Genomic DNA, 24,233 nt, shown 5'->3' with positions numbered 1-24,233 from the left:
CTCCGTTTTACGTGCGCTTATTTCTGTTTGTTTTCTACACCTGGAAGCTCAATACCATCAAAAATCTTGATAACGGCACTGTCGTCCTCCTGCCCAAAACCAGCATTGCTTGCACTCAAAAACATGTTTAGTGCTGTGCTTGATAGAGGAAGTGGAAATTTGAGATCTTTTGCTGTGTCCGATACGAGGTTTAAATCTTTCACAAAGATGTCGACCATAGATTTAGGGGAGTAGTCACCATCAACTACATGCTTCATGCGGTTCTCAAACATCCAAGAGTTACCCGCTGCATTCGTCACCACGTCGTACATCAGGTCAAGAGGAATGTTTGCACGTGCCGCTAATGCCATTGCTTCAGCACCAGCTGCGATATGAACACCTGCTAGCAATTGGTGGATAATCTTCACAGTTGCGCCTAGGCCAATCGCTTCACCGATGTTGTAGACTTTAGCTGCCGTTGCGTTGAGTACTGGTTCAAGTGCATCAAATGTGCTTTGCGCTCCCGACGCCATAATAGTCATCTCACCTAATTCTGCTTTTGCAGCACCACCAGATACCGGTGCATCAAGCATCACAAGATTGTGTTCTGCCAATTTCGCTTCAATTTGTTTTGCGTCTTCTGCTGAGATGGTTGCTGAAACCATTACTGGCGTATTCGGCTTAAGCGCTGTAGCAAGACCGGTTTTGAACAAGACCGTGTTAACTTGAGCTGCGTTCACAACAAGAACTAGAACCGAATCAAGCTTATCTGCAAACTCAACTGCATTTGTAGAAACAGCTTTTGCACCGAATGAACCTAACTCTTCAAGCGCTTGAGAATTTAAATCGAAACCATAGACATCTAGGCCTGCACGCACACATGACTTTGCGGCGCCCATTCCCATAGAGCCTAAACCGATAACACCTACAGATTGAACTTCACTCATAAAAACAATGCCTTCTGGTCTATTAAACTTTGTTAATTCTTGTTTGGTTGATGTGATTATATGTGAAGATTAATATTAAGACCTCGCTTCGAATCACATTTTTTCACACAAATTAACAATGTCGTGATATATACCTCTTTATGGGCAGAGATATTCCGAGCAGTTAACACAAGCGAAGGCTGTTCTTACAACGTTGAGAACATAATTCACAGATATTCACAACAAATGAAAAGATTGGTAGGATACTGAAAAACAAGAATATAGAAGTGAAACTATGATCCCAGCAGAACGTCAAAGAACCATATTATCCCTGTTATCACATCAAGAAGTGTTAAGCATTTCAGATTTAACCGACCACCTTGGCGTATCACATATGACCATTCGTCGTGATATCGTGAAGCTTGAATCCTCAGGTAAAGTCGTTTCTGTTTCTGGTGGAGTGCAACTCGCTCAAGCTCTACATTCCGAACTTTCCCATGATGCGAAGGTCGAGCAACAAGCGGATGAAAAGATTCAAATTGGTAAGCTGGCGGCTACGTTAATTGGTCAAGACGCTACGATTTACTTGGATGCGGGAACAACCTCTCTAGAAATCGCCCATCAAATAGCAAATCGTAATGATCTTTTAGTGATCACCAATGACTTCTCTATTGCTGCTTTCCTTATGACGCACAGTGAATGTGAGCTTTACCACACAGGGGGAAAAATTGACCGCGAGAACCAATCCACCATTGGTGGAAAAGTCGCAGAGTTCTTGAATGGGCTAAATATTGATATCGCCTTTATTTCGACTTCATCTTGGAGCTTGAAAGGCTTATCAACACCTAATGAAAATAAAGTTCTCGTTAAAAAAGCAATCATCAATGCGGCACAAACCAATTATCTGATCTCAGACTCAACTAAATACGGTCAGATAGCGAGCTTTCATGCATTAGACATCGAGCAATTGGACGGAATTATTACCGATCGAAACCTATCCGAAGTGGTCACTCAAGAATTAACGGATAAAGGATTACGTGTGTATAAAGAGTAATACTACCTAAACATCTGAGTTCGCGTAACTTTTATACTCGTTAATTTATAGGTGCTTCCAATATACGTAGACCGTGCTGTGTACTTTCTGGCAGAAAACACATCCTTTTGTTTTCTAAATTACCAAATTACTGATTACATCTGGGATATGGAAGCTCACTTCGCTTTATCGCTGCTCGTCACTTGTCATCAAAAATCAAATTCACCGCAATTGCCATCAAAACTAAGCCTAAGATTGGCAGCAAGACACCCAATGGTGAGCGCTCTATGTAAGGCAAGTTTTCCGCAATCAATAAGCCCCACTCAGGTTCGGGCGGCTTAACGCCAAGTCCGATAAAACTCAGAGACGTCAGGCTAAGCGTAATGTAAGGCAAACGCAGAAACGCATGACGAATCAATGGCGGCAGCACATAAGGCAACAAGTAGTAACGGAGTACTCGCCACTGACTGGTTCCCCAAATGGGCGCAAGATGCGTATATGGCTGCGCTTTGGCTTCCATCAACAAGCTCGCACAGTGCGCCGCTAATGGTGCCCATGACACCATAACAATCGCAATCAAGGCACTGTTTGGGTTCATCCCCGTTAGACCCGCAATCAGCAGACCCGCCACAATGTATGGCACACCTTTGGTGATCTCAATTAAGCCTTGGCTATAACGAGTCACGAAGCCGAGCAGCAAACCAATCACCAAACTGAGGAACGTTGCGATGATGCCCATTTTGATTGTCGACATCATACCGCCGCCAACACGAGCAAGCAGATCTCGTCCAACCGCATCGGCACCAAACGGTGCTGCTAAGCTTGGCGATTCAAGGCGGGTAAATTGGATGGTGTAAGGATCGCGCATTAACGCCCATCCAGCACAACCAATCAGCAAGGCAAAGATTGTGGCACTGACGATACGTTTGGTGGTGCTTTGGGTAAAACGGAACGTACTGTGACTGCTGATCAGCTTGCCACTTGTGACACTGTGCCCGAGTAACCAACGTTGCAATAAGATGCTCGCACTGCTGATCAACATCGAGAACACCAGCAACACCAACAAGCCACCTTGCAGCATTGGCAGATCTTGTGACTTCGCTGCGCCTAAGATTAGTCGTCCGATACCCGGAATGGAAAACACTTGTTCCACAGCAACCGCGCCGCCGGTTAAACCAATCACCGTCATTGCGATTTGAGGAATCAAGTTACTAACGGCACGCCATAAGGCAAAGCGTAAGATTTGAAACTTACTGACGTTCGCCGATAGCCAAGTGATCACCCAAGGCTCATCTAATACTCGCTTGAGGCTGTCATTGAGCAAGCGCCCGAACAAACCAGCAGCAGGCAATGCCATTGCCAAACTTGGTAGCCAGAGGTTTTGCACGCCTTGCCAACCATAAGGTGGGAACCAACCCAACCAAATGGAAAATACCATGATCAGCAATGAAGCAATCACGTATTCCGGCAATGAGACCAACACCGAACTGAGCGTGTCGTGATGCTTGTCTAAACGATTCTGTTGCCAACGACGCACGGTGTAAAGCACGCTCGCCATGCACATTACAAATGCTATACCTAACGCTGTAAGCATCAGTAATAGTGACGTTTTTGCGGTTTGTTGAACGCTCTCCATGACGGACGCCCCGCTCACCCAAGAGACACCTAAGTCACCTTGCATGGCAAGCGTCAACCAATCCCACAGTCGCTCAGCAGCGCTGCGGTCAAGTTGAAGATCTTCTCGAATGGCTTGCAGAGCTTCTGCCGTCAGCAATTGTTGAGCACCCGCACGGGCACGGAGGATTGATTGGCTTGGGTCGATACCGGCAATATCCGGCATCAAACCCACCAGCACAACCACTACCCCGAGTGACAGGAAGCGCGACAAAAAACGCGTAAACCATTCAGGCATACAAGCGCTCCAACGAGAACGCATGTTGGCAACAGACGACATCGAGTTAGTTCACCTCAGTAAACTGGTCGATCAGGCGACGCTCACGTGGGTCACGTTGTGCATTCTTCACGCGATCACTCTCACCTTGGATTACACGCTCGTGAAGCAGTGGAATCACAGCGTATTGTTCAAGGATTTTGCTTTCTGCTTCGATGATCGCTTGTTGGCGTTTCTCACCCAACGGCTGACGATCAGCGTGTTTCAATGCTGCATCCACTTCTTCAGAGCAGAACTGACCTAGGTTGTAAGAACCTTTACAGCTAAAGTCACTTTGCATGTACGCCACTGGGTCACCAGAATCCAGCACCGTTGCACGTGACAACAAGAACGCATCGAACTTACCTGCTAGAGCATCGTTTTCGATTTGTGCGTATTCACGAACGTCTAGCTCAACCACAAAGCCAGCCGCTTCAAGTTGTTGCTTTAGCAGCACCGCTACTTCTGGCAACTCAGCACGGTCGGTAAATGTACCGATGGTGATCTTCTCACCGTTCGCGTGGCGCATTTCCATGGTTTCCATACGAGGGTTCGCATCACGAATTGGTTGAGCCCATGCCAATGCAGGACCTAACAGACCTTTTGCTGAATCGGCGTGGTTCTCGTAAACCGTTTTGATGATTTGCTCGCGGTTAACCGCTTGAGCCGCTGCTTTACGCAAACCGAACTGGCTAAACACATCTGATTTGTTGTTTAGGTAAAGCGTGTTGGTACGCGGCATTGCCACTTCGTGCAGCTGTGAAGATTCCATCATCGCGATTTGCGATACAGGAACCGCTTCAACGACATCCGCCTCACCGGTACGTAGTGCCGCAGCACGAGCAAAACCGTTTGGTACGTATTCAGCAAAGATACTGTCTACTTTTGCTTTTTCGCCCCAGTAACCGTCAAAACGCTTCAATTTAGCGCTGGTTGTACCGTTGATTTCTGTCAGAACGAATGGACCGGTACCCGCATTAATTGGCACAACGCGACCGTTTTCTTGATATGCAGCACCAGAAAGGATCGCTAGCTGTGGGCTAGATAGACGGCTTGGCAACAATGGATCGTTAAAGGTCGTTTTGATTTCAACAGTGAAGTCGTCCAGTGCGCTAACTTGCCATTCGATACCATCCAAAATGCGTGGTTTTGGTGCAGCATCTAATGCTTTTTGTAGAGAGTTCACAACCGCATTGGCATCAAGATCAGAACCATCGTGGAATTTCACGTCCTTACGTACCGTAAACTGCCACGTCATCGGGTCAACTTGTTCCCACTCTGTTGCCAGCATAGGTTCTGCTACCGACTGATCGTTTAGGTTCACTAGCGTTTCTGCTGTGCTCCAACGTGACAGTTTGAACGCGTCATCTGAAAGTGGCGACAAACCTGTGCGTGGTGGTTGCATCATGGCAACGCGAATTTCCGTTGCTTGCGGTGCAGCTGCTTTTTCCGCTTCTGGCTTGCTTTCGCCAGAGTCAAAACAACCTGTCAGCAGTGCGCTTAAAGCCAGCGACAAAGCTAACTTGGGAGTACTAAGGTGCATAAGAAACCTCTCCAATGGTTTTTGTGAATTCATTACTTTTGTGTTGAGCGCTCATCAAGGCTCTAGTGATCAAGTGCGATGGGTTATTTGTCACGTTTTGTGCTGTGCCGTGCTCGACAACACGTCCTTTGTCTAACACTAGGATTTCATCGCATAGGGTTTGTGCCGCATCGAGGTCATGTGTCACCAAAATCAGACGCATCTGACGACTCTTTTGAATACCTGCCAACAGGTCAAGAATCTGTTTACGACTGACGGGGTCTAGGCTGCTGGTTGGCTCATCGGCAACCAACACGCAAGGTTCGACAATCAAAGCTCTGGCGATAGCCACACGTTGCGCTTGCCCAACTGATAATTGCTGCGGGTTGCGATCCAGCAATGTGAGGTCCAAACCGACATCCGCCAAGACCTTTTCCACCTTCTCATTGAGCTCTTGCGTCAAACCAATGTTGCTTAGCGGCTCCAGTAAGATCTGGCGAACGGTGTAATAAGGATTCAAGCTCGATTGCGGCTCTTGCGGAATCAATTGAATGTGCTGACACAACTCTTGACGCTGCTTAGCCGAGCTACGCGATAACGGATAACCACACACATACACTTCACCAGATGTGGGCTTACGAAGACCGAACAGAAGCTCAATCAAGGTCGATTTACCCGCACCAGAAGGACCAACAATCGCAATGTTCTTTGTGTCGATAGCAAGATCCAATTGTTCGAGCGCTTTGAACGGTTTGCCCCCTAACCAACTTGGTTTGGAGTAATAGTGAACACTGGCTTGCTCAAAGCGAACTTCCGCCGATTTAGGCTGTGTGTGCCCGCTCAAGTTGTGCTTAGTCAAAATAGGCTCCAGAGATGAGGTTAAGGCAGCAGTTGCGCAAGTTGTTGGCAGAAAGGATGCGAACTTTGCTGAATGGCTTGCCACGGTGCGCCATAAGCCACCATGGTGTTGTCCGCAATCACCAAGACTTTGTCACACGCCAAAGCCGCAGACAGATCGTGCGTGATCAACAAACCACTGATGCTGCGTTGCTGAACACTGCAGCGGAACAACTCAAGGATCTCCGCTTCGGTGATTGGATCGAGCGCACTGGTGGGCTCATCAGCGATGATCAAGTTGGCACTACCAAGCAATGCAATGGCAATACAAATACGCTGACGTTGACCACCAGATAGCTGACTTGGATGCTGCGCTAATGCTGCTTTTGGATCCGCAAATCCGAGTTGAGACAACAAGGTCGTCACCGTTTCTCGGTTTGCTGAAGACAAGCGTGTTTTGTTGCCCGTCAATGCCAAACACAGTTGTTGTTCGACAGACGCCAATGGATTCAGCGCTTTAAGTGCATCTTGGAAAATGACCGCGGGACGCTGTGATTGACTCCGTTGCAGCATGGCAGTTTGTGCGACTTCACTGCTGTTAAGCTGGATACTTCCGTCTACCCAAATATCTGACGGCAAAAAACCTGCGACGGCTTTCGACAACATGGATTTACCAATGCCGGAAGGTCCCATAATGGCAAGAGCTTCACCTTGAAACAGCTCAAAAGAAATGTCTTTGAAGAGTGTGCGTTCTGAGTCTGTAAGGCTGAGATTATTAACGGAGAGTACTGGTTGAGAAATCACGGCATCAAACTAAATGTAATAATATAACATCACAAATAATATCATGCGGGTTAAAGCAAGGAAACCAGTCGGAGGGGTTATTTCATCACCTTTTTCAGATTTATCAACAAGGGCAGATGGCTCCACCCTTGTTATAAGAACATCTAAATTAGGTCGTTTGTGACAGTGTGAATTACTGACACTTTTGTTTGACTTGTTCGAGGTATGGGAACAAGAAGACAAAGCGCCCAACGTAGAACAGAGTGAATGCCAGCCATAAACCGTGGTTGCCCCAATATTGCACCGCAATAAATTGAGTCACTAAGAACAACACCATGGTTAGAAAGGTAGAGTTACGCACTGGTCGCGTCGTCCCTGTACCGGTAAAGATGCCGTAAAACGTAAGACCAAAACCAGCAACCAACGGGAATGCCAATAACCAAGGGCTCATGTCTAGATACAGTTCAACAAGGTTTGGCAAGGTGGTAAACAACATCACCACTTGGTGTTTGAACAGCACTAACAGCAAGGTCAAGACAACAACAAACGCCGCGGTCCATTGCGTGTTTAGCTTAATCACGTTATCAAGCAATGTCGGATTCTTCTGCCCTACCGCTTTACCGGCAAAGACGCTCGACGCATTCGCCACACCGTCGAACATGTAGCTGACGATAAAGGTCACTTGCATCAAGATTGCGTTCGCAGCAAGCACATCAGAACCAAGCTGAGAGCCTACACGCGCCATCATGTTGAAGAACACCAATAGACACACAGTACGAAGCAGCAGATCCATATTGGAAGACGCAATGACTTTGAGATCTTTACGCGTCATTTTTGCGGTCTGAATGTGATCAAACAGCGGGAAGCGACAGGTTTTCAACACCAGCACCGCACCAATAACAAACGTCGAGATTTGCGCGATAAGTGTCGCCACCGCAACACCAGCAATGCCCATATCAAAGTACAACACAAAGACGATATCCAGCACGATGTTCAGAACGTTACCAAACACTTGCGTGAACAAGGTTGCTTTAGCTTTCGCTTGCCCCATCAACCAACCAATCACGGTGTAGTTCAGCAGTACAAACGGCGCACCAAAGATCATGATATCGAAGTAAGTCTTAGCGTTTTCTGCCACGACTGCATCAGGGGAGATAATCAGCTCTGCCCCCATCCAAATCACGGACTGCAACGCAATGAAAATCAAGCCAAGGCAGAGCGAAAGCACGAAAGGACGGAATAAGCTGCTCGCTTGATCTTCCGGGCTATTTTTACCTAATGCGATTGCACTTTGCCCAGTAGTACTGACGCGGAAAAAGCCAAACAGCCAATACAAGGTATTCATGATGACGGTGCCTATCGCTACACCACCAATCATCTCAGCCACACCGAGTTTACCGATCACCGCGGTGTCCACCGCCCCCAATAATGGTTGGGTAACAATAGAAACGATGAAAGGAAATGCGATTTTAAAATAGTCTTTATGAGTCAGGGACATCTTAAATTATGAACAGGATTAATTTTAATAAGGTCGCTATCATATGCGAATGGCGCCCGAACATGAACCAAAGTTCGCCAGCAAGGAATAGCATTGATAATTGATACAACCAGCAAACGTATTCTCATACCAAAGCTTGAAATAGGATAACGACTTATGAGAAAAGCCAAGTTAACTGCATATAAATGAGTTTCTAGTTTGGAAAGATTAGCGTTTGGTTGAGCATGGCAGATCAGAATGTATCTGCCATGTCATGACGGTAGTGATTGGTGAAAAGAGACCGTACAGATGATATTCAATGCTTGTGGGTTTCATCTGACAATGTTTAGGTAGATACCAAGCCTTATGTTCTGTAAAGCACCTTTACAACATGCCAACCGAACTTGGTTTTAACTAAATGCGGCGTTAACACTTCGCCAGAAAAGCACACTTTGTCGAATTGAGGTACCATTTGACCACGGCGGAATTCACCAAGGTCACCACCGCGTTTGCCTGACGGGCAAGTTGAATACTTCTTCGCTAATGTCTGAAACTTTGCGCCTTTTTTCAGTTGCTTGATTATGTCTTCCGCTTGCTCTTTTTGCTTCACAAGAATATGTAATGCGGCTGCTGTATTTGCCATTGATCTATCTCTCACTATTCTGGTCGCGCAAGTGTACCCAATCCTTTTTAACAGACCAAACATTTCTTAATAATAGCTCAGCGGTAAAGGCCCCAATACACGAGGAATATAAAATCGTCTACATAATGAGTTTAAAATACAAACAAGTTTTGCTCAGTTAATCACTATGTCTCTAAAAGATTGTCTAAAAAGCTCACATTTGTCTCTCCGGTGGTTGAAGCCTTCGTCTGATAAGATTAGATTAGACACAATTCGGTGGTGTTTATAAGGTTATTTTCATGGCAAAAGTCATTAGCAAAGCGAATCAATCTCAGGGCATGTTGATGTTTAAGCTCACCCTGCAACAGAGTTTCGCTATCGGTACGCTAAAAGTCCGTGAAATCGTCCCGTACATGCCAACGACAAAGATCCCTTACTCGCATCATCACGTCATTGGAACCGTTACGATACGTAACTTAACAGTACCAGTGATCGATATGTCAGCGGCTGTTGGCTTTCGTCCTATAAGTGAAGAAGAATATAAAAGCTGCTACTTGATCGTGACAGATTGCTTGCGAACCGTGGTTGCTTTTATGGTTCGTAGTATAGAGAAGATCATTGAGTGCGATTGGAAAGCTATTGAAACGCCACCTCCGAGCGCTGGAAAAAATATTTTCGTGACTGGAATTACTCGCTACGAGGACAAAACTGTTCAAATGCTGGATGTGGAACTGCTACTTTCCAAAATTTATCCGCAGTACGAGAATTCAAAGATCCCAATGCTGACAGATATTGAGCGAGAACGCCTAAAAGCACTCAGTATTCTATTGGTGGATGACTCTTCCATCGCTCGTAAACAGCTGTGTGACGCACTCGATAGCATCAATATTGGGTATCAAATCTGTAAAAATGGTTTAGATGCATTGGAACTGATGAAAAGTGACGCTGCGGCTCATCGCCCAATTGATATTCTGGTCAGCGATATTGAAATGCCCGGATTAGACGGTTATGAATTAGCATTTGAAGTTCAGAATAATTCCTCTCTGAACCATTCATACCGCATTTTACATACATCGTTATCGAGCGAAATCTGTGTAGACAGAGCTCACCAAGTTGGCGCGCATGAGGCACTTGAGAAATTCAATGCAGGAGAACTAATCGAAGCGATGCTTCGCGGAGCAAAAGAGCTAGAAGCCAAAGCTATGACTTCTTAACTCTTATTGGACGAGTTGATTTGAGAATATAATGCAGTACTTGTCCTATCCCTGATGCTCACATCCGCTAATTTCTCAGCTCACTTCTTTGGCATCGCGTAACTACGAGAAACGAATTCCGTCTCTTTGACTTGGTGAGCATGATTAATATAAGAAGCTAGGCTGTAAAGTACATTCGCTAATAAGTTCGCGTAACGAAACAAAATAGGTGCGGGCTGCTTCTTACCTGTATGTTCAACGGCAACTAATGCTCGTACCGTTTTTTTAGCTTGGCAACGGCACAAATGCAATTGACTGGCTGCCGGGAGCCCTCCGGGTAGAACAAAGCCTTTGAAGCCGCCATCAATACGTTGCTTGAGCAAAGCATAATCAGCCTTTAACTCTTCAACTTCCGTCTCTGTAATCGCTAATTTTCCGCGAACCGAACCATTTAGATGATAAACATTAGGCTGCATTCTTGTCAGTATATCGCGGCTAAACTCGTCCAACTCCATAGCGAGAACAAGGCCAATACGACTACAAAGTTCATCTGCTGTAATTTCAAAGTCACAAACCGGACTGTCCTCGTAAATAAACGGATAGCAAATCTCGCTCAATTCCTTGCTTACAGGTTTCATGCTTTTGTTCCAATATAAAAAAGGGAGTCAGTATAACCTAACTCCCTTTAAACGTTCATTATGCCAAATGATCGACATTCATATGATCGGTTTACAATCAGGCACTTTCGACTTTCTTGTGACCTTCTTGAAGGTGAACAAAATCTACTAAATCATCACCAGACACTTGATACGCCTGACCAAAACCTTTAACAAATAGCCCCGATTCTGGCTTTAAGTTAAACAAAACGAAATCCTCTAGCTGGCTTAGACCATCAATAATCTCACCAAAACGCTCTTTCATTTGTTCAACAACTTGTTGCCACATCTCTGTGTCTCGCTCAACTACATTTGCTACCGCATCAAAAGTTAAGCGCTTACGAGCAAACAGCTGCTTTGAAGACTCTTCATCTTCGATCATCATCAATGAAACATTTGGATTTTCTAAAAGGTTACGGGCATGACGAGCGATTTTAGAAATGAGAACGAAATAACCTTCCTGGTTTTGGACATAAGGCGCGTAGCTTACATTCGGGCGACCTTCTGCATCGACAGTTGCAAGCTGAAGTGTACGACGCTCCTGACGGAACTCTTTGATCTCTGGCCCTAAACGACCTTGCAAACGCTCTTGTTTAACTTGTTGATCCATATTGATACCTGACTTTACTAATTAGTATTCGAGTTAAGCCTCGATTATGTTTGTGATTACTTTTTTAATTCGGCTTGTAGGGCGCGAAATGCGGTGACTTGCTCTTCAATCAACTCGCGCTTTTCGTTACGGCCTAAATAAATCTTGAAAATATTGCTTCCGCACTCTGAGAAAAAACCAAAATAGTGACTCTCTCTACCCATAAACGGTTTACTGACTAATGCGACATTTTTAACGTTATCTAATTTAAGGTGGCCGTGCAGTTCACCTTCTCTACCCATTAAATTGTAATAGCCACGCGCCACTTTTCCTTTTGGAAACGGCGCTTTAACTTCAAAGATAGAACCAAAAGAGTGGACGATGGTCGTCACCGGGCCAAAACCAACCAAACTTTCTAAGATGCTTTGCGCTTGCTCTCCTGGTGCAATAGCCACCATTTCCTGAGGTAGAGCCGCAACAACCTCAAACTCGGAAATGCCAAGACGCTCTGCCATCGCAGCTGGCAATAATTGTGCTTCTTGCTCTAGTAATACTTCAACTTGTTGCTTGATTGATTCCATTGTGTCTTCCGTTTTTGTTCAATTTGTTTTCATTAATTATTGGATGCTTTCGGTACGGTTTCGTGCATCTCTGACGTGAGTACCTGAATACAACTTTGAGCCAGTGACACTGCCCAGAAGCTGCCTGCAAGAGTAAGGATTGCGCTACGTTCATGTAGTTGTACTAAGCCTTTCGCTTGCCACACTTTAAATAGAGGCAATAAAAACCCGAACGCGTCCTCTCCCATAAATGATGGAAGTTGATTTGCTTGAACAATGCCACGGTCAAACGCAGATTTGAGTGCAGAAAAAAGTGGTTCTAGAGGGCTTTGCTTCATCATCATCGCGATGGTGCTTTGACCTTCTTTGACCGCTTTAATATAGGTCTCTAGTGTGCGGTGTTGCATCATCCCGTAGCCACCGATATTACCTCCAGCACCACAGCCAATTGGCAATACCTCTGCATAAGTCTTGGCTAAACTATTGTATAAACTACGCTCGCGGTTATCGATTGCCCAATGGTTCACACTCAGTTGCTTCATATGGTGTTTGGCCATAAAGTTCACACCGAGCTCATACATTCCCGCTTTTTCTGGTGTGGTCGCAGGTGGCGGGATTTTTCCCTTTTCTACGAGGTTGAGCATGGGAGCTGACCCGCCAACCACTAACTGATACAAATCCAGTCCGTGTGCGCCAGTCGAGAGGAAATCATTTAAATCTTGCTCTAACACTTCTTTGGTTTGATAAGGTAAGCCATAGAGTAAATCGATAATGACCGGAATTTTGTCTTCTTTGGCGATCTCGCTCACTCGTTTGAGGACATCTTCCCTATCATCTAAACGTTTTGCGCTGCGGCGCACTTGTGTATTAAAACTTTGCACACCAAAAGAGAAACGATTAAACCCACCGTCTAAAGCGCCTTGATACAACTCATCAGAAAAACGATTGATGCGACCTTCTAAGGTGATTTCGCAGTCTGCGGCCAAAGGAAAGTGGTCTCGGATAGCCTGGCCTAACACACGAACCTGTATTGGAGATAAATCCGTTGGCGTTCCGCCCCCGATATATACGGCGTGAAAAATACCATTTTGTGTCCAAGGTAATGCCGCTTTCTCTCTAAGCTCCTGCATTAATGCTTCAAAGTACTCATCAACCAGTGTGCGACTTGCAGCATTTTGAAAGAAGTTACAAAAAGTGCAACGAACGCGACAAAACGGAACATGAATATAAAGACAGCGTTTATTGGTCGCTTTAACTGAGTTAGCCGTAATACTCGAAAAAATCGCCTGTTGTTGAGACGAGGGCACAGGTACGCTCGCTCCCCCGGCATGTGCAGAATGCTTCTTAACAAAAGCAAATCGCAATGGATCAGGACTATCACTGCCCAACACTGATTCATCAAGCTTATCGATATCGACGCTCATATATACTCGCTTAACTCCCATCATGTAAGGGATGGAAGCTGATCTTAAAAATTCTGCAAGAATCATAATTTGAGCGTAATGATAATGCAATTGATAATTGATCTTATTTCCATTGTAAGTAATAATCTGCCCAAGTTTTCATAGTTTCCCGAGATATTCCGTGAACGTACAAAGATATGTCATTGCAGGAGGTGCTTCCCTTGCCATCCATGCCGCACTTCTTTTTGTTTCTCAAGAGACAAAGGTGTTCGCGATGCCGGCTGGAAACCCAGCAAGTTCGGTAAGTCTAAATCTTGTGTCTGCTCCTCCCGCTGTCGAAAAATCTACACCAGAAAATGTAGCGCCACCAAAAGAGCAGCCTCAAGACCAACCTGAACCAGAAAAGAAGATTGTAAAAAAACAGGTCGTCAAGAAAGACGCTGTTAAGAAGAAGGTAGTAGAGAAAAAACCTGAACCGGTTAAACAATCTAAACCTAAAGCGGTCGAGCCCACCAAAACCATAACAAAGCAAAAGGTTCAGCCCGAAGCGAAACCAAAGAAAAAAACGGAACCGGTGAAGAAAGAGACGGTAGCTCAACAATCCGCACCTGCGAGCAAATCCAAAGGGGCAACATCTCAGCCTGTCTTGGTCGACAAACCAACGTTTGTGAGTCAACCAACACAACCCCGTTACCCAAGGTCTGCACAAAGACGCGGTATTGAGGGTGTAGCCTTGTATGAGATATGGCTAGATGAGAATGGTAACCAGATTAAACAGGTTTTGATTGAGTCTTCCGGCACAGAGTCGCTAGATGCCTCAGCACTTCGTGCGATCAAACAGTGGCAATTTACACCACATATTTCAGGTGGGCTAAAAGTCGCTCACCGAGTACAAGTACCTGTTCGTTTTAAGTTGGATGGATAATGGAACAACTACAAGAATTACAAACTCAATTTGGGCTGATGACATGGCCTTTGATCATTTGCTCAGCTCTAACGGTGATGATCATCGCCGAGCGATTATTCCATGTGTTAATTAGCCTTGGTGTAGGAAAGCGAGCCATTCGCCAAAAGCTCACAGGATTAGACCCAACAAATGGGAGCGAGCTTGAAGCACTTGCTGAAGAGTTGTCGAATAAGCGGCCGCTTCTGTACCGTGGTGTTGCGATGTTGCTTGCTCATCATTCTTTCTCGAAATCTTTAAGAGAGGATGCCGCAGGTATTTGGCTGCAAGAAAAACGCCATCAGCTGCATTCCGGCCTTCGTTTGCTGACGCTGATTGGCGTCATCAGCCCTTTAATTGGCTTGCTTGGTACGGTACTTGGCTTAATTGACATGTTTAAAGGCATCGCGGTTTCAACGGGGAATATCACTCCGAATGATTTGGCTGACGGCCTAGGTCTTGCTATGCGCACCACTGCCGCGGGTCTCATTATCGCACTTCCTGCCATTTCAGGAGCGCAGATCATTGGTTTGTGGGCGGATCGTGTAATCGCCAAGCTTGAGCACACTTTAAACTACGTCAACTTATGGCTTGAAGGTATCTCGTTACAGCATGTCTCGCCAGACCACTCAAAAGTAACACTGCGCTCTTCTGAGAAGATTGAGGCTGCAACTCAATGATTAAAACACCACAAGAAAATAGTCGTAACGGTTTAACCCCCGATTTAACACCGCTGTTAGACATTATTTTTATCGTCATGGTTTTCCTGATGTTAACCGCAGCGGTCAAACTCGATTCATTAGACGTCAATTTACCGAGCACAGAATCTCAGGCTGTTGCAGATGTCGATAAGCAATCCATCACGGTAAATATTCTTAAAGACGAGCCTTACTGGGCTATTAACGGCAAGACATATATCGATTGGGACAACTTTACCCTCGCGCTGTTAGAAGAGAGTAAGTCAAGCGATAAACCGATTGTAATTGGAGCAGAAAAAACCGCGAATATTCAGTCGCTAGTACAACTTCTCGGCTTTTTACAAGAAAACGGAATTCAAGCAACTCAGTTACTCACTGAAGAGCCATCATAAAAATAAGTAAGATAGAGATCCTTTCAAAATGAAGAACACACGCATCACTATTCATGCTGTTGTCACGGCAGCTATTTCCCTACTTGCGAGTAGTCAACTTTTTGCCAATGAAACGCCATCCTCAGAGCGCGTTGTTAGCGCAGGCAGCGCCGTCACTGAACTCTTGCTTGAACTCGACGCTAAAGATAGCTTGGTTGCTATCGACGTCACCAGTCAATTACCAAAAGAAATGGAACTGCCTAAAGTGGGCTACCATCGTCGTCTTTCAGCGGAGGGGTTGCTCGCCTTACGTCCGACAAAAGTCATTGGTTCTGATGAGATGGGGCCGAAAACAACATTGAACCAATTGAAATCGGCTGGCGTAGATGTAGAAATCGTTAATACTGATGCAAATGTCGAGGGCCTTTATCAACGTATTGATCAAATTGCGAACCTTATGGATCGCAAAGCTCAAGCTGAAAGCTTAAAGCAAGATGTCCAGGCGCAAGTACAAGCACTCAATGCAAACCAACCTGATCAAGCGAAGAAAAAGAAAGTGCTCTTTCTGCTGATCCATGAAGGGCGACCTGCAAATGTTGCGGGCTCACAAACAACACCCGATGCAATTATTCAACTCGCCGGCGGACAAAACCCAGCCGCTACACAACTCTCGTCTTACAAGCCTCTATCCACAGAAGCGATGGTAGAGATGCAGCCTGACGTGATTCTTGTTAGTGGTCGCAGCTATGAAACGTTGGGTGGTGCCGATGCAATTTTAAAAGCAATGCCGCTTCTTGCTGCAACACCCGCTGGAAAGAACAAAGACATCATAACGATTGATGGCCATGCTCTGGTAGGTGGTTTGGGCCTTAAAAGCCTTGCAGAAGCTAAACGCTTGAATGCACTGCTTTACCCATAGAGACATGACATGTTGTTAAGACGTATCCCCCTTTCAACGACGTTATCAGTGCTTAGTGGATTTTTAGCATTTATTGCTATCGCCTCTATTACCGTTGGCCCAATGAACATTAGCTTTGCTGACAGTTTGCGTAGCCTAACGGGAGGCAGTTCTGATCTCGCTCCTCACATTCAGTTGGTCATTAACGAAATCCGATTGCCTCGCACCATTTTGTGTATGTTCATCGGCGCCATTTTGGCAATTTGTGGTGTGGTTATGCAGGGCTTGTTCCGTAACCCATTAGCCGAGCCAGGTATCATTGGTGTGTCTGCTGGCGCTGCTCTTGGTGGTGCATTCGCTATTGTTGTATTTGCTGAATTTAGCCAAAACTATCCGCAACTAATGAACTTAGCGGCTTTGCCTCTTTTTGCTTTCCTTGGCGGTGCACTAACGACTATTCTCGTTTATAAACTCGGCACAAGTAAGTTTGGTACCTCAGTTACAATTATGTTGTTAGCCGGCGTTGCCATCAGCGCGCTCTCGGGTGCTGCGATTGGCTACATGAACTTTATCGCAGATGATCAGATGCTGCGAGATTTGACGCTTTGGTCGATGGGCTCATTAGCTGGTGCAAATTGGTCAGGGATTGCTCTATCTGCTGTAACACTCGTCATCCTATTGCTCTGGTTTCAGAAGAAGTCGATGGCGCTGAATGCTCTGTTGTTAGGGGAATCAGAAGCAAGACACTTAGGAGTTCCGGTTCAAAAACTCAAACGTCAGCTTATTTTACTTTCTGCACTGGGTGTTGGTATTACGGTGAGCATCAGTGGTGCAATTGGCTTTATTGGGCTCGTGATTCCTCACTTAGGGCGCATGCTCGCTGGGCCTGACCATCGAACGCTATTACCAATATCTGCCTTAATGGGAGCACTGCTTCTTACTGCCGCAGATATGTTTGCTCGTGTTGCCGTGGCACCAGCTGAATTACCAGTTGGAATCGTGACCGCATTGATTGGCGCGCCCTTTTTCATCTACTTATTGTTCCAGCAAAAAGGGAAGATTTTGTAATGAACCAGATCGTTTTATCGGGGAAAAACATTTCGATGACGTATGGCAACCGTGTGGTGCTCGATGACATCAACATTGATATCCGAGCTGGTGAAGTGACCGCCCTACTCGGCCCCAATGGCGCAGGTAAAAGTACTTTACTCAAGCTTCTATGCGGTGAGATCTCTTCGAATCATCACATCACCTACTTCGGTAAACAAAAGCATGATTGGGAGCCTGAAAAAAGCGCCAAACATATTGCAATGCTCCCGCAGCACAGCACCTTAACCTTCCCATTTCTAGCCAGAGAAGTAGTAGAGCTGGGGGCAATACCTCTATCACTGTCCAATAAAGAAACCACTAAACTGGCTTTACATTACATGGAACAAACCGACGTATTGCATTTAGCAGAAAGCCTGTACCCGTCTTTATCTGGTGGAGAAAAGCAACGACTGCATCTAGCACGAGTGATGACACAACTACATCAATCTGGCGAAAAACGAATCTTAATGCTTGATGAACCTACCTCAGCGTTGGATCTCGCCCACCAACACAACACGTTAAAGATTGCTCGTGAAACGGCAAAAGCACAAAACGCAGCGGTGGTTGTGGTGTTACATGACTTGAATCTAGCCTCTCAGTACGCAGACCGCCTTGTACTCTTGCATAACGGGAAACTAGTTTGTGATGACACGCCATGGAATGCACTAACGTCAGAGCGCATTGAGCAAGTTTATGGCTATCGATCTATTGTGACAAAACATCCGACGCTAGACTTCCCTCAAGTGCATGCCGCAGCATAAAGCGTATCTCCTCTAAGCCGTCTCTAAAACACTTTGATACGACAAAGGCCCGCAATATGAGAATTGCGGGCCTTTGCTTTGATAGTGGCAGAATTTGGTGCTTTAAAGGCTATTACTTGCTCATTTGGATCAATGATCGACCAATCAACCACTCAAGCTCTCTGTCACCACCCGCACCAAACTGGCTTTCAACCATTTTGTATAAGCGGTCAATACCATTAGCAGCAAATTCTTGCGCATTTTCAGCGGTGACAATGTGATGGAATAGCAGTCGTAAAATCGCGAGGAATTCAGCATCTTCCAGCGCTTTAATCCAACTTTGTGAAAATGCATTTAATCCTTTATCAAACTCTAAGTGTTCAATAAACATTTTAAAGATACGGCCATCCAGTGCGGCGGTGAAGTCCGTTTTCTTAGGGAAGTGATGGCTAATACCGGTACGCGATATACCTGTCTGCTGGCTTAGCGTCGTGTACGACATTTTGTCGTAACCTAATCTGAGTAGCTGATCAATGACGGCATCCATGATCTTTTGGATAGTGATTTCGGTATCTTCTTTACTACGCTTTGGCATATTTTAAGCTCTTCTCTTTGTAAATCCATCTAACTCACTATTAAATGAGGCCAGAATGAAATCATTCTTAGCATTATACCCGGCTCGCCGATGCGGTTCGATTAGCGAAAACCTAGAAATCAGGTTGCTAAGCGCTGCACTTGAAAGCGCTTTGGGTATATGTATTGCGACTATTTAATATCATGTCGAGTTCCAAACCATAACGTCTTTACACTGCGTAATGTGTAATTTTCAGTTATGTTTTTGTCAATACATGCTACTCAAAATAAGGCGAAAAGTTAGTCTCATCAAAACCTTGCGCCAATTATTCATCGAAACTATTCAAAGACCAAGAATGATAATTATTAAAAATAATCAATCAAGAAATAGTCTTATAAATTAACCATTAGTTCAACTGGACTGAGCAAAATCTCGTCACTATGTTCGTTAATTGATTTTAAATGTTGATATATATCACATTAACGTTCTTGATGATTTAGTAATCCAATCTTTAACCCTTACTTAACAAGTGCCTATTCTGTTCCTTTTTTACGCAAAAGTCGTCATTTTTGTAGATACAGATCAAATACCTGATAGAATACCCTTAGTATTTACAAGAGGATTCGTTATGAGTGTCGAATTAGAAAAAAACCAAGTATGTGAGGCCTGCGGCTGTGCTGGCGAGATTGGCTTTATCATCAAAGAAGGTGACGAAGTTGCCGACGTAACGGTTTTCGCACAGACAAAAACAGAGCTAGAGTCTGAACTACAAAAATACATCGAGCTCGCTAAATCAGTATGTGCTGATGTTGAATACAATGTTTCAGAAATAACCGAAGAATCGAACCAAGCGACGGCTCGATTCAAATTTGAAGTAAGTGCTGAAAAACTTATCTTTGAATTAAAAACTCGCTCACTCGCGCGTTAATGAAAAAAGCGAGCATGATGCTCGCTTTTTATTTTTCCAATCTCTTAATCTTAAACCGCTCTAAATGAAACAGACAACTTCGGCGCGTTTATTTATCTTTTTTGAACACGACCCACTTTAACGAGCCATTGGTTTCAAAATCGTTCTCAGCGGTACACATCAGTAATACGCCTTCAACATTAATCACGGCCCCTGTGGTGTAGGCTTTATCATCGTAGTAACAGATACGCTGACCTACCTTACCGTCAGCAACTATTAGCGCTTTGTTTTCTGATGTACTGTATGATTTAGCAAAAACGGAACCCGACAGCAGTACTGCAAAAACACCAGCGGTAAAAATAGATACACTTTTTAACTTCATGAAAATCTCCCTCAAACCTCAATAATACTAACAAGGACCCTTGTGAAGTTCTTGGAAGAATCTCATATTATTCAAATATCTACTGATATTTTTCTCACCTCTACACTTGGGTCTGCTTCACATTCAATCATTTAATTTATCTCATTTTAGTAAGCTTGAAGTTACTTAGCTCAGTAAAGAAGCGCACACTTTTAACGTGTATCTCTAATTTGAATATTTAAGTTATGAATCAAAAACTGTGAGCAAAAAATGCATAATAGGTTTATTTAAGTATAAGATAAGCACCTGTTGATCTCGGTATTTAACTAACTCTTTGACTATGCGTTTTGTTTCCCTATGCCTTACTTCAATCCTACTCTGCTCGTCTCCTTTGGCATATGAGCTAGATTACTATTCTAAGTTTGGTCACATCGATAATTACGGCAATCTTGATCTTAGAAACAAGCCTTACACCCAACTACCCTCTGGCCTAGTGGTAAAGGGTAACTTAAACATCTCACAAACCCCTATCAAAACCTTGCCTAAAGGGCTTGATGTTGAAGGCAGTCTGGAAGCAACTAACAGCGCACTCAAAGTTATTCGCTCAGGAACAAAGATAAAAGGCTATGCAAACCTACTAGGTAGTAAGATCGAAAACTGGCCTAAAGGCATCAAACTAGGCGGTTACCTAAATCTGACAGATACACCGTTAAAAGCGCTTCCAGCTAAACTTCGAGTAAAAGGTGATCTAAGTGTTATTCGCACTCCCATTTCTGAACTTCCTGAAGGATTGGTGGTTGATGGTAATCTTTATATTGGAGGATCAGCGCTGAAAGTATTTCCAGACACAATGACGGTGAAAGGGAATATCTATTTAGGTGGTAACAAGATCACAAAATGGCCCAGCAGTTTAACCCTTGGTGGCGCCGTCGCACCTTAAAGAGCAGATAAACAAAAGCCCCGTCAGACCGAGGCTTTAAGGCATTCTGAATCAACAGAGTTCAGTGACGAAAGTTACTCTTGGTTATTCACAGGATTGGCATAGCTCGCCACCAAATAAGGTCTTGCGCCTTCAGGTAGCTGATCCAACTTATCCGCGAGATGACGCTTAACTGCTTCCGTAATGATGCTCGAATCTTCATGCCCAGCAGCTAACAAGTTGATTGGGTACAACTTGTAGTTGTTGTGAATTTGGCGGTCGATTTCACCAGCAAGAGATTCCGGCGTTTCAAACTCTTGCTCAATCACATCACCAAACGCAACATGTACACGGCCTTTATAGCCAACGATACCTTGAATGATGCTTTCGATATCTTCAAATTCGCCTTTTTCATAGCGGCCATTTTCTGCTTTTTCGTACAGCTCTTTTGCTTTGGCAATGTCACATGGATCATTTTCATAGGCAATCGAGACAGGAACGATTTTCAGAGAACGCGTGTACTCACCAAAGCTGATCTTTTGTTTACGACCTTCAACATGGAACATTTTTAAAATAGCAGGATCAGTAAAGTCGTTTCCATCTTTAGCACGACCTTCCTTTTGGGCAATCCAAATTGAATTGCCAGTATCAAGCGAATGTTTGATATAGCTTGACAGTTGTCCCAATGCTTTCATCATTTCTCTAGGCGCTTTAGCAGAGCGCTTAACGATGAAGCTCTTATTGAGTCGCATCAATTCTGTCGCACATGGCTTCTTCAGCAGGTTATCGCCAATCGCTATACGAACTGTACGGTGCCCACTTTGGTACAAGCCATAATTTACGAGCGCAGGGTCCATCGCAATATCACGGTGGTTAGAAACGAATAGGTATGACGTGTTTTTATCCAGCTTATCCAAACCAGAAAAAGTGACGCCATCCGTTGTCTTATTCAATGTATCTTTCAGATACTTCTTCACTTCAATCTGAATTGCTTCGACAGAATCAAGCTTGCTCCACTTGGCTTTCAGGTAGATGCGCAGGATCGGGCTCATTAGCGTTTTGAACCACGCTGCTTTATTAGCAAAGCGATGCTCTAGGATAGCAGTGATAAATTCATCATCTTGGATTAGACGATCCAGCGCTGCTGGAATTTCTTCGTCGTTGTAAGGACGAATTTCAATATAAGGATCGGTATTGGCTGTCATTGTTCATTACATATCAAAAAAAGCTGGCACATTTTACGCATAGTTTTGCTGACAAGCAGCATTTCAACCCATACTTTTAACATGGTCATACCAGTTAAGCCACCATTTATCATGCTAAAAAATTCTCTCAGCAGGTTGGAATCGTATGGGTTTAACGTTACCCTTAGCGCCAAAAAACACTGGTACTCATAATGAACTACGCAATTGAATTTCACGACGCTAAATACCCCTTTCTTGATGTAGCTGCGCGTAAAAAAGCACTGAAGCACAGTCTACTATCTGTCATCGAAGGGTTAGCCGTCATTAAATTGGGTAAGCAGGAGTATGCCATTGAACCAGGCCAATATTTTTGGATTCCTCAAGGATGTTTGAGCTCCCTCACCTTTTTACCTAATTCTCGTGTATATCGTTGTGATTTTTCTGTGCGTTTAAATGACGAGTTCTCACAACAGGCGGGCTTTGTGAAGCCTTCACCGCTACTAAAAGCGCTCGTCGAGAAGCTAGCAACAACAGCCGAACGCTCGGATCTGCAAACCGATCTACTGACAGTAGTAAGACATGAAGTATTGACGCTGTCTCCTAAACTAGCGCACTCAACGTTAACAAGAACCATCAATCAGTGGACTCCTGGCTGTGACATGAATATTTCTAAAGAGCTTTGCTTGGTACTAACACTACGTGAAGCAAGAAAAATGAAACTGTCGGGGAAGAAGGAAGAGCAAATTGTTGACTCTCTTTTTGCTGGTAACACCGAAGAATATGAACAGCTTTGCTTTTTAGTCTTTGGAGAAGCGCTATAACTGCTCTTCAACAAGCTACGTGTTCAGCATTACGTAGAATTACGGACACAGAAAGTAGATTAAAACAAAAAGGGCGTACATTGATAATGTACGCCCTTTTTTCATTTGCTTGAGATGCCTAGAAAGGTACTTCTATCTGCATCATCCAGTCAGCGTCATAATATTCGTGCCAACGATAATCAAACCGCATTCTTGGCTGTCCGTCGGATTTATCACCAAAACCAACGCTGAACATCAACCCGTGACTACGAAGCCACTCTTCTGTATCCATTTTACTCTCTTCGTCTCGGAGCTCTTCCGGCATCCAAAAACCAAGACCAAAGTAATTCTTTTCTAAGTTTTGAGTTAGAAGTGGGGTGTCTTCCGGCTTAATCGCCCACTCCTCCCAATAGTTTTCTGTTGGTCCTTCAAGCTTCGCTTCCGCTGCATACCAAATCAATGCTTCAGTACTTAACACGCCGATGGAATCTAAAATTTCTTCACAGATTGGAAGCGTGTTATCTTCAAACACCACGGAACGATCAGAAAAATAGTTACACGCGGAATGAGCTTGTGTCACCACAAGCAGCGCACATGCACTAAATAAAACTACTCTGACCATGAAAATCTGACCTCTCAGTTCCCAGACAATGTTTCTCTGTATAAGCCTTTACTAAGTAATAAATCACGTACGGAAGGTGTTGTATAGGCGCCGATCTCTTCACCCTCGGCCAATGCTTTGCGAATATCTGTGCTTCTGACTTTTACTTTTTCAGGACATGCCATAACAGTCCAACGTTCCGTAATCTCTTCAGCTCTACTAAATTTAGCAAATTTGAAGAAATTATCAGGACCAATGACAAAAGTTATATCGGCAGTTGGGTAAATTTCTTGAATTTTTTCTAACAACGCATAGGTCGTCACACTTTGTCCAGGTTGGTATAAAGCTTGCTCTGCATCAGAACGCTGAACATTAGAAAGCCCCATATCCTTGATGAACGCGTCAACCATTTTGCACCGAGTTGGGTAATCAAGCATGTTCTTGCCCCAAGCGTGTGCAATGCTTGGCTCAAGTAACACAAGATCAAAGTGGCTCAAAGACTCAATAACACTTTTATGCCCTAAACTAGGTGGGTTAAATGCACTACCAAAAATGGCGATTTTTTTCATATCCGGTGATTACCTGGTTGAAGAGAGTTTTCTAATCTGATGATTTCGGTATGATACTACTAATCTTTA

Annotated in this window: 27 protein-coding genes; 11 read left to right on the top strand and 16 right to left on the bottom strand. The window is 44.4% G+C overall.

The window, feature by feature from the left end; all coding sequences use genetic code 11:
- Positions 1 to 17: 17 nt before the first annotated feature.
- On the bottom strand, positions 18 to 926 hold the full coding sequence (gene ltnD, locus R7F07_RS19865) for an L-threonate dehydrogenase (RefSeq protein ID WP_005375356.1): 909 nt from the start codon (positions 924 to 926) through the stop codon (positions 18 to 20).
- 274 nt (positions 927 to 1,200) lie between these two features.
- Between ltnD and R7F07_RS19860 the strand changes: the two genes are divergently transcribed.
- Complete coding sequence (locus tag R7F07_RS19860) at positions 1,201 to 1,959, top strand: DeoR/GlpR family DNA-binding transcription regulator (protein ID WP_171342500.1); 759 nt, start codon at positions 1,201 to 1,203, stop codon at positions 1,957 to 1,959.
- Positions 1,960 to 2,137: 178 nt separating this feature from the next.
- On the opposite strand, the gene R7F07_RS19855 is transcribed toward R7F07_RS19860, so the two are convergent.
- From R7F07_RS19855 to ppiC, 6 genes are all read right to left on the bottom strand, one after another.
- Positions 2,138 to 3,892 (bottom strand): ABC transporter permease subunit, encoded by a 1,755-nt coding sequence (locus R7F07_RS19855; protein WP_411976917.1) that lies wholly within the window; start codon positions 3,890 to 3,892, stop codon positions 2,138 to 2,140.
- A 4-nt stretch (positions 3,893 to 3,896) separates the two neighbouring features.
- Positions 3,897 to 5,411, bottom strand: a complete 1,515-nt coding sequence (locus tag R7F07_RS19850) for an ABC transporter substrate-binding protein (protein WP_171342499.1) — start codon at positions 5,409 to 5,411, stop codon at positions 3,897 to 3,899.
- Complete coding sequence (locus R7F07_RS19845; RefSeq protein ID WP_009698234.1) at positions 5,401 to 6,249, bottom strand: ABC transporter ATP-binding protein; 849 nt, start codon at positions 6,247 to 6,249, stop codon at positions 5,401 to 5,403. Before R7F07_RS19845 ends, R7F07_RS19850 begins: the two co-directional genes overlap by 11 nt.
- Positions 6,250 to 6,269: 20 nt before the next feature.
- A complete protein-coding gene (locus tag R7F07_RS19840) occupies positions 6,270 to 7,031 on the bottom strand; it encodes an ATP-binding cassette domain-containing protein (RefSeq protein ID WP_081008274.1) in 762 nt (253 codons plus the stop codon).
- A 172-nt stretch (positions 7,032 to 7,203) separates the two neighbouring features.
- The gene (locus R7F07_RS19835) at positions 7,204 to 8,508 is read right to left on the bottom strand and encodes an MATE family efflux transporter (protein ID WP_054577076.1); all 1,305 of its coding nucleotides are present in this window, start codon (positions 8,506 to 8,508) and stop codon (positions 7,204 to 7,206) included.
- A 343-nt stretch (positions 8,509 to 8,851) separates the two neighbouring features.
- A complete protein-coding gene (ppiC, locus tag R7F07_RS19830; protein ID WP_081008359.1) occupies positions 8,852 to 9,193 on the bottom strand; it encodes a peptidylprolyl isomerase PpiC in 342 nt (113 codons plus the stop codon).
- A gap of 215 nt (positions 9,194 to 9,408) precedes the next feature.
- Between ppiC and R7F07_RS19825 the strand changes: the two genes are divergently transcribed.
- Positions 9,409 to 10,323, top strand: coding sequence for a chemotaxis protein (locus tag R7F07_RS19825; protein ID WP_033906782.1), 915 nt, complete (start codon positions 9,409 to 9,411; stop codon positions 10,321 to 10,323).
- A gap of 80 nt (positions 10,324 to 10,403) precedes the next feature.
- Here R7F07_RS19825 and R7F07_RS19820 read toward each other — a convergent pair whose 3' ends face one another.
- The 4 genes from R7F07_RS19820 to hutW all read right to left on the bottom strand — a co-directional run bounded on the left by R7F07_RS19820 (position 10,404) and on the right by hutW (position 13,531).
- Positions 10,404 to 10,940, bottom strand: a complete 537-nt coding sequence (locus R7F07_RS19820; RefSeq protein WP_171342498.1) for an ATP:cob(I)alamin adenosyltransferase — start codon at positions 10,938 to 10,940, stop codon at positions 10,404 to 10,406.
- A gap of 97 nt (positions 10,941 to 11,037) precedes the next feature.
- Positions 11,038 to 11,568 (bottom strand): heme utilization protein HutZ, encoded by a 531-nt coding sequence (gene hutZ / locus R7F07_RS19815; protein WP_017635270.1) that lies wholly within the window; start codon positions 11,566 to 11,568, stop codon positions 11,038 to 11,040.
- Between the two features lie 56 nt (positions 11,569 to 11,624).
- On the bottom strand, positions 11,625 to 12,128 hold the full coding sequence (gene hutX / locus R7F07_RS19810; RefSeq protein WP_158155408.1) for a heme utilization cystosolic carrier protein HutX: 504 nt from the start codon (positions 12,126 to 12,128) through the stop codon (positions 11,625 to 11,627).
- A 32-nt stretch (positions 12,129 to 12,160) separates the two neighbouring features.
- Positions 12,161 to 13,531, bottom strand: a complete 1,371-nt coding sequence (gene hutW, locus R7F07_RS19805; RefSeq protein ID WP_171342497.1) for a heme anaerobic degradation radical SAM methyltransferase ChuW/HutW — start codon at positions 13,529 to 13,531, stop codon at positions 12,161 to 12,163.
- A gap of 160 nt (positions 13,532 to 13,691) precedes the next feature.
- On the opposite strand from hutW, the gene R7F07_RS19800 reads away from it, so the two are divergent.
- Genes R7F07_RS19800 through R7F07_RS19775 form a run of 6 tightly spaced genes read left to right on the top strand, consistent with a single transcriptional unit; the run spans position 13,692 to position 18,270 of the window.
- A complete protein-coding gene (locus tag R7F07_RS19800) occupies positions 13,692 to 14,435 on the top strand; it encodes an energy transducer TonB (protein ID WP_081008275.1) in 744 nt (247 codons plus the stop codon).
- Positions 14,435 to 15,133 carry a MotA/TolQ/ExbB proton channel family protein gene (locus tag R7F07_RS19795; RefSeq protein WP_005385044.1) on the top strand — a complete coding sequence of 233 codons (699 nt, stop codon included), beginning with the start codon at positions 14,435 to 14,437 and terminating at the stop codon, positions 15,131 to 15,133. The genes R7F07_RS19800 and R7F07_RS19795 overlap by 1 nt, the downstream gene beginning before the upstream one ends.
- Entirely contained in the window at positions 15,130 to 15,543 is a 414-nt protein-coding gene (locus R7F07_RS19790; protein WP_005375322.1) for an ExbD/TolR family protein, read from the top strand. Before R7F07_RS19795 ends, R7F07_RS19790 begins: the two co-directional genes overlap by 4 nt.
- Before the next feature lie 28 nt (positions 15,544 to 15,571).
- A complete protein-coding gene (locus tag R7F07_RS19785) occupies positions 15,572 to 16,441 on the top strand; it encodes a heme/hemin ABC transporter substrate-binding protein (RefSeq protein WP_053303820.1) in 870 nt (289 codons plus the stop codon).
- Between the two features lie 9 nt (positions 16,442 to 16,450).
- On the top strand, positions 16,451 to 17,488 hold the full coding sequence (locus R7F07_RS19780; RefSeq protein ID WP_005375318.1) for a FecCD family ABC transporter permease: 1,038 nt from the start codon (positions 16,451 to 16,453) through the stop codon (positions 17,486 to 17,488).
- Positions 17,488 to 18,270 (top strand): heme ABC transporter ATP-binding protein, encoded by a 783-nt coding sequence (locus tag R7F07_RS19775; protein ID WP_005385036.1) that lies wholly within the window; start codon positions 17,488 to 17,490, stop codon positions 18,268 to 18,270. The genes R7F07_RS19780 and R7F07_RS19775 overlap by 1 nt, the downstream gene beginning before the upstream one ends.
- A gap of 112 nt (positions 18,271 to 18,382) precedes the next feature.
- On the opposite strand, the gene R7F07_RS19770 is transcribed toward R7F07_RS19775, so the two are convergent.
- Positions 18,383 to 18,844, bottom strand: coding sequence for a TetR/AcrR family transcriptional regulator (locus R7F07_RS19770; protein WP_171342496.1), 462 nt, complete (start codon positions 18,842 to 18,844; stop codon positions 18,383 to 18,385).
- Positions 18,845 to 19,451: 607 nt separating this feature from the next.
- Here R7F07_RS19770 and R7F07_RS19765 point away from each other — a divergent pair.
- Positions 19,452 to 19,751 carry a YfcZ/YiiS family protein gene (locus R7F07_RS19765; RefSeq protein WP_005375307.1) on the top strand — a complete coding sequence of 100 codons (300 nt, stop codon included), beginning with the start codon at positions 19,452 to 19,454 and terminating at the stop codon, positions 19,749 to 19,751.
- A gap of 88 nt (positions 19,752 to 19,839) precedes the next feature.
- On the opposite strand, the gene R7F07_RS19760 is transcribed toward R7F07_RS19765, so the two are convergent.
- The gene (locus tag R7F07_RS19760; RefSeq protein WP_318110551.1) at positions 19,840 to 20,112 is read right to left on the bottom strand and encodes a YnjH family protein; all 273 of its coding nucleotides are present in this window, start codon (positions 20,110 to 20,112) and stop codon (positions 19,840 to 19,842) included.
- 319 nt (positions 20,113 to 20,431) lie between these two features.
- Between R7F07_RS19760 and R7F07_RS19755 the strand changes: the two genes are divergently transcribed.
- Positions 20,432 to 21,031: a hypothetical protein gene (locus tag R7F07_RS19755; RefSeq protein ID WP_171342495.1), complete on the top strand. Its 600-nt coding sequence runs from the start codon at positions 20,432 to 20,434 to the stop codon at positions 21,029 to 21,031.
- Between the two features lie 74 nt (positions 21,032 to 21,105).
- On the opposite strand, the gene R7F07_RS19750 is transcribed toward R7F07_RS19755, so the two are convergent.
- Complete coding sequence (locus tag R7F07_RS19750) at positions 21,106 to 22,215, bottom strand: 1-acyl-sn-glycerol-3-phosphate acyltransferase (RefSeq protein ID WP_005385027.1); 1,110 nt, start codon at positions 22,213 to 22,215, stop codon at positions 21,106 to 21,108.
- Between the two features lie 191 nt (positions 22,216 to 22,406).
- Between R7F07_RS19750 and R7F07_RS19745 the strand changes: the two genes are divergently transcribed.
- Positions 22,407 to 23,015 carry a hypothetical protein gene (locus R7F07_RS19745; protein ID WP_064369671.1) on the top strand — a complete coding sequence of 203 codons (609 nt, stop codon included), beginning with the start codon at positions 22,407 to 22,409 and terminating at the stop codon, positions 23,013 to 23,015.
- 118 nt (positions 23,016 to 23,133) lie between these two features.
- On the opposite strand, the gene R7F07_RS19740 is transcribed toward R7F07_RS19745, so the two are convergent.
- On the bottom strand, positions 23,134 to 23,616 hold the full coding sequence (locus R7F07_RS19740; protein WP_017635276.1) for a hypothetical protein: 483 nt from the start codon (positions 23,614 to 23,616) through the stop codon (positions 23,134 to 23,136).
- A gap of 14 nt (positions 23,617 to 23,630) precedes the next feature.
- On the bottom strand, positions 23,631 to 24,164 hold the full coding sequence (locus R7F07_RS19735; protein ID WP_005375300.1) for a nicotinate-nicotinamide nucleotide adenylyltransferase: 534 nt from the start codon (positions 24,162 to 24,164) through the stop codon (positions 23,631 to 23,633).
- Between the last annotated feature and the right edge of the window lie 69 nt (positions 24,165 to 24,233).

The sequence above is a fragment of the Vibrio sp. YT-16 genome (assembly GCF_033337405.1).
Classification (GTDB): Bacteria; Pseudomonadota; Gammaproteobacteria; order Enterobacterales; family Vibrionaceae; genus Vibrio; species Vibrio alginolyticus.
Note: the sequence above shows the minus strand (reverse complement) of the source record. Positions and strands in the feature narration are given on the sequence as shown.